The sequence below is a fragment of the Bradyrhizobium tropiciagri genome (genome assembly GCF_001189845.1).
GTDB classification, from domain to species: Bacteria; Pseudomonadota; Alphaproteobacteria; order Rhizobiales; family Xanthobacteraceae; genus Bradyrhizobium; species Bradyrhizobium tropiciagri.
The window spans coordinates 187,352-194,570 of the sequence record NZ_LFLZ01000009.1 but is presented as its reverse complement, the minus strand read 5'-3'; the positions used below and the strand labels follow the sequence as shown (position 1 = coordinate 194,570).

The following is a 7,219-nucleotide window of genomic DNA, read 5'->3' as shown; positions in this document are numbered from 1 at the left end:
TTGCGCAGGGACGACGGGTGTGAATGTGGCGCGACGTGCGTGCCAAACTAGCGTGCGAACGATACAGCCGATGACGGCGGAAGGTGTATTACCCCGCCAGCACCGCATCCGCGCCGGTCACCGCCTCGGCGCTTTCGGTCACGGTCTTTTCCAGCGACGGCGCCTGCACGGAGATGTTCTCGGCGAAGAAGCGCGCCAATGCGACGTAGCGCTGCGGCTCGCTTCGCCGTTCGCCTTGGCGGCGAGCGCCTCGCCTGCGAGCATGCAGCCGCCGAGCGTGGCGCCGAACAGCCGCAGATAGGGTGTCGCGCCGGCCAGCGCGTCGTTCGGCGCGGAAGCCAGCCGCTCGAGCAGCCATTTGCTGCTGCGCTCGAGCGCGGCGTGGGCGTCGCGCAGCTTGGTGCCGGTGGTGCCGAACGCCGGATCGTTGGAGGTCTCGACCTGCTTGATGGTCGAGGCGAGCTCATCGAGCAGCGCCCACACCGAAGCGCCGCCGTTGGCGCCGAGCTTGCGGGTGACGAGGTCGATCGACTGGATGCCGTTGGTGCCTTCATAGATCGAGGTGATGCGGGCATCGCGGTAGTGCTGCGCGGCGCCGGTCTCCTCGATGAAGCCCATGCCGCCATGGACCTGCACGCCGAGATAGGCGACCTCGTTGCCGACATCGGTGGAGAACGCTTTGGCGATCGGGGTCAGCAGCGCGCCGCGTGCCGCCGCGTCAGCGCGCACCTTGGCGTCCTTGGCGCGCACCGAGACGTCGAGCGCGACCGCGGTGGCGTAGCAGATCGTGCGCGCCGCAGCCGTCATGCTGCGCATCTGCATCAGCATGCGCTTGACGTCGGGATGCACGATGATCGGATCCATCCCGTCGCCCTTGTGGCCGACCGCCTTGCCCTGCTTGCGCTCCTGCGCATAGGCCAGCGCCTGCTGATAGGCGCGGTCTGCAATGCCGACGCCTTCGAGGCCGACCCCGAGGCGGGCCTGGTTCATCATCGTGAACATGCAGCGCATGCCCGCGTTCTCCTCGCCGATCAAAAAGCCGATCGCGCCGCCCTTGTCGCCCATCGTCATGGTGCAGGTCGGCGAGGCGTGCATGCCGAGCTTGTGCTCGACGCCGCTCGCATGGATGTCGTTGCGCGCGCCGAGCGAGCCGTCGGCATTGACCATGAACTTGGGAACGAGAAACAGCGAAATTCCTTTGGTGCCGGCAGGGGCATCGGGCAAGCGCGCGAGCACGAAATGCACGATGTTGTCGGTCATGTCGTGTTCGCCATAGGTGATGAAGATCTTGGTGCCCTTGATGCGATAGGTGCCGTCGCCGGCGCGTTCAGCGCGGGTGCGCAGCGCGCCGACGTCGGAGCCGGCATTGGGCTCGGTGAGCTGCATCGTGCCGGTCCATTCGCCGGTGACGAGCTTCTCGAGATAGATCTTTTTCAGCTCGGTGCTGCCATGGGCATCGAGCGCCTCGATCGCGGACAGCGTCAGCAGCGGACAGAGACCGAAGGCGACATTCGATGCGCTCCAGATCTCGGTGCAGGCGGCGTTGATCGCGAGCGGCAGGCCCTGGCCGCCGAACGCTTCCGGTCCGGACACCGCGTTCCATCCCGCGGCGGTCCAGCGCTGATAGGCGTCGGGCCAGCCGGGCGCGGTGGTCACCTTGCCGTTGTCGAGCTTGATGCCGTGCTCGTCGCCGACCTTGTTCAGCGGCGCCAGCACATCGGAGGCGAACTTGCCGGCTTCTTCCAGCACCGCCGCGGTGATGTCGCCATCGAAATCGCCGTAGTGGCCGGCCTCGACGGCGGCAGCAAGCCCCGCACCATGATTGAGGGACAAGAGAATATCGTTGATCGGCGCACGGTAGGTCATGGCGTTACTCCCGACGAGGCGTTTGCGAATTGTCATCCCATGAAACCGGCGGGCTCTCAACTGTCCGAACGGACATCGCACGGTCTGTTTCGGTCACCGCGGCGGCGCTCTATAATGGGAATGCCGTCATCATCCCTCGGCTTTCGTGCGTTTTCGATCGCCGCCCTGTTGAAATGGCGGGACTCACCCTATAGACCGGCGTGGCCTTCAATCGGCGCGTTGGGGCGTAGCCAAGCGGTAAGGCAGCGGATTTTGATTCCGCCATTCGGAGGTTCGATCCCTCCGCCCCAGCCAACTTAACGCATTGATATTTCATGCGATTTTTGGTTGCTCTGATCTGTCATTCTGAACGGCGTTGGCAGCCGCATTCTGAACGTCTGTTGCCGCTTGGTTCGCAAGCATGTGGGCGTGCCGTTTCCGGGTCGCCGACAACATCCGCGCCTCGGTGCGCTTGGCATACCCCGCATAGCTCTCCCGGGTGCGGTGCGCAGATAGGGCTCGACCCTGACCCTCGGTGAGTTCCGCCTCTTCTAGCTCGGTCATGCCCCCGTGCCGGCAGGCGTCGAGGGTGAACTCTTTGGGCAGGCCGATTTCCTTTCTCATGCGCTGGACGATCTTTTGCATGCCAGAGAACGAGTAGGGCGTGGAAACGCCTTCCTCGACTTCTCGCAAGATCATGGGTACGCCGCGGCGGGCTAGTTTCGCCAGTACCGCCTCGGCTTCTTCGTAGAACTTGAGGACCTCGCCACTGGCTAGCCGCTCCTCCAAAGGATGGTCAATCACGGCGCCAGTCTTATGGTGCTCGATCCGGATCGTCGGTCTTGGCCCGGTTCGGTAACCGGTCCATTTGATATGTCCGGCAATCACGTTCTCGGGGCGCTGTAACCACTCGAAACAGATGACCGCGGCAGCGCCGCACTCCGGCTCGCCGCGCTCGATGCAACCGTGAGCGAATCTGTAGGTCTGCTCTCGCGTGACGGCGTGTTTGACCAACTTGACACGCGTCGCCATAGTAACGCCGAGCCAAGGGTTGGGGATATCCGATGGAAATTCGGCCGGGTGCAGGCGGTGCACCACACGCCATGCCTTGCGACACAGCACGACCAGCTTTTCAGCGGTCCGCAGCCGGTTGCCTTTCCCTCCCTTGACAAAGGCGTCGTAGAGCTTGTCCGCCCCGAGTGGGCTGACTGACTTGATCGGTCGCCCACCGATGCGATCGCCGCGTTTGGTCAGCGTGTCGCCGATTTCGCGCATATTCCATTCGTAGTTTCGGCGCGAACGCGGCTTTACCTTCTCCAGATACGCGCGGCTCGTCTTGTACTCCTGAAAAAGCCAGTCGATGGTCCCGATCCTCGGCGCGGCATCGCTCGATACGGGAAGTCCTTTACGGGCGTCCATCCATTCGTCGAACAGGCCGTTCAACGTCGCAGCCCGGCCACCTTCGCCACAGGCCCTGCCGTAGTCAGTGCCCAATGGCTCGTTCGGAACGGGACAGCCGATTTTCCGGTATTTGGTCGGCACATTATAATAGAATGCCGTCGCGCCCGAGGCCAAGGTTTTGGGAATGACGTGACGAGGCAACTTCACGCTTACAAATCCGCGGCGATGTCGGTGACCCGAGTCCACTCCGATGGAAGAATTGCCGCGTCCAGATCGTCTCTCAACCACAGCTGGCGCCTTCCCTGCTTGATCCGTGGTTGAGGATACTCGATGCCGACTCGTTTGAGAAATGCTTCGACGGTCGTCTCTCCGCAATATCCCGCGGCGATTGCCGCCGTCATGCGACGTGGCCATGCGCCGGTGGGAATAATGGCGGAACGTTGCATCGTCGAAACCAAACGTTGACATCACGAGGAGCAGATTAGGCACCGACGGCTAGATGCTCCTAGAACGGCTCATCGGTGATCGTTCCACTCTTGAGCTGCTGATCCCAATCAAACATGGCGTGCAGCAATCACTCAACTGCAAGCAAAGCAAAGTTGCTGCATCTTCCACCCAGATCAGACTGCTTGCGTTCATCTCGGTATGACGAGCCGCTGTTAGGTCAAGCTGATCATTTTCCCGTTATTCCACCCTTCGGTGGGCTTGTTGAGACTGATCGCTTTCAACGTCACTTTCTGACGTCAGCCAACAGCGCGCCAGGCAGTTCAGGCAAGCGTCTGCGGGAACCGTTCGCTGTAAGTTGGCGCTTGTCGTTGATGGCCACTGACGACGCTGGGTGAAAGCTCACAACGAGGTCCAGCTCTCAGAGACACGGCTCCGCGCATGGGCGTGCGGCCGTCGCCGCATCGGGCTCTCGTCAACCGAGCCGCGCCGCGTCTCGGCCATCCGGCGTCGATCCCGCGCGCAAGCAACAGATATAATGTGTTGCTCGCCGGAGGCACTCGCTCGCGTGCCCCGCCGTCATTGCATGCCGGCGTCGTTATCACTGTCCCGCGCTCGGGTGCCATTTTAGACCGGTCTCGCGACTGCAGTCGCCTCGGTGCCCGCGGTCATTGCATGCCCGCGTCGCTATCACTGCCCTCTCGTCGGCTGCCTTTTGATTTGCTCACTCTTGGCTTGATTTCACTTCCTTTGCGTTGCCCAGCATTTTCACGTTTGAGAGCATCACCATTGCGATCAGCTAACCACCGCACCTTCGGTGCGGCGACGGCCGCTTCGCGTCTTTCTCATTGAATAAAGATATTGAAGGGGCGCTGCCCCTCGCGCGCGCCAGGGTAAAGCGCCGGCTGGCGCCGGCGCCGCCCCGAGCGGTCTCCCCGGTCTTCCGTGCTTTTGCAGGTTTCTCATTCTCTCGAACGGCTGACATGCGCCCGTGCAGACCCGCTCTCGCGAGCGGCCCTTGCGGGCGGGAGATCCCCCACCGCTCGGGTCGCCCTGGCGCTCGCTACCCCCGATCTCGCCGATGGGCAGGGGTGCAGGCGCGTGGTGCGCCTTGCACCCATGGAAGCAAAAGGAAGTTTGATCATGTCGGCCAAGTCAGTTGAAAGGCGCGTTGAAATCATGCCCGCGAGCGGGACCGAGGTTCTCATTCCGCTCAACAAGCTCAAGAAGTCACCGAACAATGCGCGCAAGACGCCGCACAGCGAAGCGATGATCGAGGCCTATGCGGCGAGTATCGCCGCCAAGGGCATCTTGCAGAATCTGGTGGTCGAGCCGGAGTTGGATGGTGAGGGCGCGGCCACCGGGTTCTATCTCGTGACTATCGGCGAGGGCAGGCGGCTTGCCCAGCTGCTTCGGGTGAAGCGGAAGGAGATCAGGAAGACCGAGCCGGTCCGTTGCGTTATCGATACTGCGAATGATCCGCACGAAATCAGCCTGGACGAGAACGTCACCCGGGAAAGCATGCATCCCGCCGACCAGTTCGAGGCGTTCAGGAAGCTCGCGGACGAGCGCAGCTTTGGCGCGGAGGAGATTGCGGCCCGGTTCGGCGTTTCGCCGCAGGTGGTGCGACAACGCCTTCGGCTGAGTGTCGTTTCCCCACGCTTGATCCAATTGTATCGCGATGGCGATCTCGTCCTTGAGCAGGTGATGGCCTTTGCCATCACCGACGATCAGGTCCGGCAGGAAAGTGTCTATGAGCGTCTCTCCTACGACCGCGATGCCAGCACGATCCGCCGTCTCCTCACCGAAACCCATGTCCCAGCAACCGACCGCCGCGCGCGTTTTGTCGGGCTCGAGCCTTACACGGAGGCGGGCGGTACGATCCTGCGCGACCTCTTTACCGAGGATCGCGGCGGCTATCTGGAAGATGTGGCGCTGCTCGACCTACTGGTGACGGCAAGGCTTGGTCGGGAGGCGGATGCGCTTCGGACGGCCGAGGGCTGGAAGTGGACCGAGCCCCATCTCGACTTCCCGCATGCCCACGGCATGCGCCGCGCCTACCCGCATCCGGTCGAGCTTTCGGCGGAGGATCAGGCCACGCTTGAGGCGGTCCAGAGCGAGTTCGACCGGCTGACCGAACAGCATCAAACGGCCGAGGAACTGCCTGACGAGGTGGACGCGCGGTTCGGCGAGCTGGAGACCGAAATCGAGCGGCTGGAGGCGAAACGGGAGGTCTACGAGCCCGACGATATCGCACGCGGAGGCGCGTTCGTGATCCTCAATCATGACGGAACGTTGCGGATCGAGCGCGGTTTTATCCGCCCCGAGGACGAGAAACCCGAGGGCACAACCGGACTAGACGGCAACGCTCAGGTCTCGGAAGAGGAGGGCCAAGGCGACGATCAAGCCCCGTGCGATGGTGAGGAAGACGAGGGCACCGGCGACGAAGAGGACGAGGATCAGCGTCTATCTGACACGCTCGTTCGCGATCTCACGGCGCATCGGACCTTGGGGCTGCGCCTCAATCTGAGTGAGCAGCCGGACGTCGCCATCGTCGCGGTGACCCATGCGCTGGCGGCTCAGATTTTCTATTTCGGGGCCAATGCTCATGTAGTCGGCATCCAACCGGTGAAGATGGATTTGGCTGTGCATGCGGTCGGAATCGAGGACACGGGGGCCGGCAAGGCATGGTCGGATCGCCATGCCAATTGGGCCAGGCAGATGCCCAGAGACCCGAGCAAGCTGTGGGAGTTCGTGGCTGAACTCGATCAGGACAGCCGCATGTCCCTGTTCGCGCATTGCGCGGCGTTGACCGTCAATGCGGTCAAACTGCCGTTTGACCGGAGGCCCCGCGCCCTCGCGGTAGCCCGGCATTTGGCCGAGGCGGTTGCCCTTGACATGACCGGATACTGGCGGCCGACGGTCGGCAGCTATCTTGGCCGCGTCACCAAAGCTGGCATTCTGGAGGCCGTCCGCGAAGGCGTCAGCGAGGAGGCTGCGGAGCGCTTGTCGGGCATGAAAAAAGCTGAGATGGCAGCAGCCGCCGAGCAGCTGCTGGCGGCAACCAGATGGCTGCCATCCTTACTGCGGACGGCCGGGACGGAGCATCAAGCCGACGCGCCAGACGAGGCGCAGAGCGGTGATTTCTGCTCGGAAGCTGCGGAGTAGGAGGCTTGCCGGGGCCGCAACTACGTCGCCGGCAAGCTCCAAATTTGCGGCCGCGCACCTGACGGCGCGCGGCCGGTTTAGGGGAAGGGAAACGGCGATTGCCCACACTGGCCGCCCCTCAAGCGCGGGCCAGGATCCGTCCGATCCGTGGCCGTTTGCCGCAATCCGGGTGGCGGTCTTGCGCCTCCTTTTTGCAGGGACGAGGCGATAGGCGGAGGGCCTTGGTCATGGCCGGGACCTCGCGTATCGAGCGCGCCTTCGGGCGGATAATTCTGGCAGCGGCGTCGGTTCTGCAAGCCAACATGCAGCTGGGTTCGCGTTCATTTGCCCGGTGCATCATCTTGCCATCTCGTGCGCAGAC

3 protein-coding genes, 1 tRNA gene and 1 pseudogene are annotated in these 7,219 nt (G+C 63.1%); 2 read left to right on the top strand and 3 right to left on the bottom strand.

Features of this window, described 5'->3' with window-relative positions:
• Nucleotides 1–88: 88 nt before the first annotated feature.
• A pseudogene (locus AKN84_RS10570) lies at nucleotides 89–1,866 on the bottom strand (acyl-CoA dehydrogenase family protein).
• A gap of 220 nt (nucleotides 1,867–2,086) precedes the next feature.
• On the opposite strand from AKN84_RS10570, the gene AKN84_RS10565 reads away from it, so the two are divergent.
• A tRNA-Gln gene (locus AKN84_RS10565) sits at nucleotides 2,087–2,160 on the top strand.
• Nucleotides 2,161–2,178: 18 nt separating this feature from the next.
• Here AKN84_RS10565 and AKN84_RS10560 read toward each other — a convergent pair.
• Nucleotides 2,179–3,453, bottom strand: coding sequence for a hypothetical protein (locus tag AKN84_RS10560; RefSeq protein WP_050420639.1), 1,275 nt, complete (start codon nucleotides 3,451–3,453; stop codon nucleotides 2,179–2,181).
• Nucleotides 3,454–3,455: 2 nt separating this feature from the next.
• Nucleotides 3,456–3,692: a hypothetical protein gene (locus tag AKN84_RS10555; RefSeq protein WP_128970642.1), complete on the bottom strand. Its 237-nt coding sequence runs from the start codon at nucleotides 3,690–3,692 to the stop codon at nucleotides 3,456–3,458.
• A 1,141-nt stretch (nucleotides 3,693–4,833) separates the two neighbouring features.
• Between AKN84_RS10555 and AKN84_RS10550 the strand changes: the two genes are divergently transcribed.
• Nucleotides 4,834–6,858, top strand: a complete 2,025-nt coding sequence (locus tag AKN84_RS10550) for a ParB/RepB/Spo0J family partition protein (protein ID WP_050420637.1) — start codon at nucleotides 4,834–4,836, stop codon at nucleotides 6,856–6,858.
• The last annotated feature ends 361 nt before the right edge of the window (nucleotides 6,859–7,219 follow it).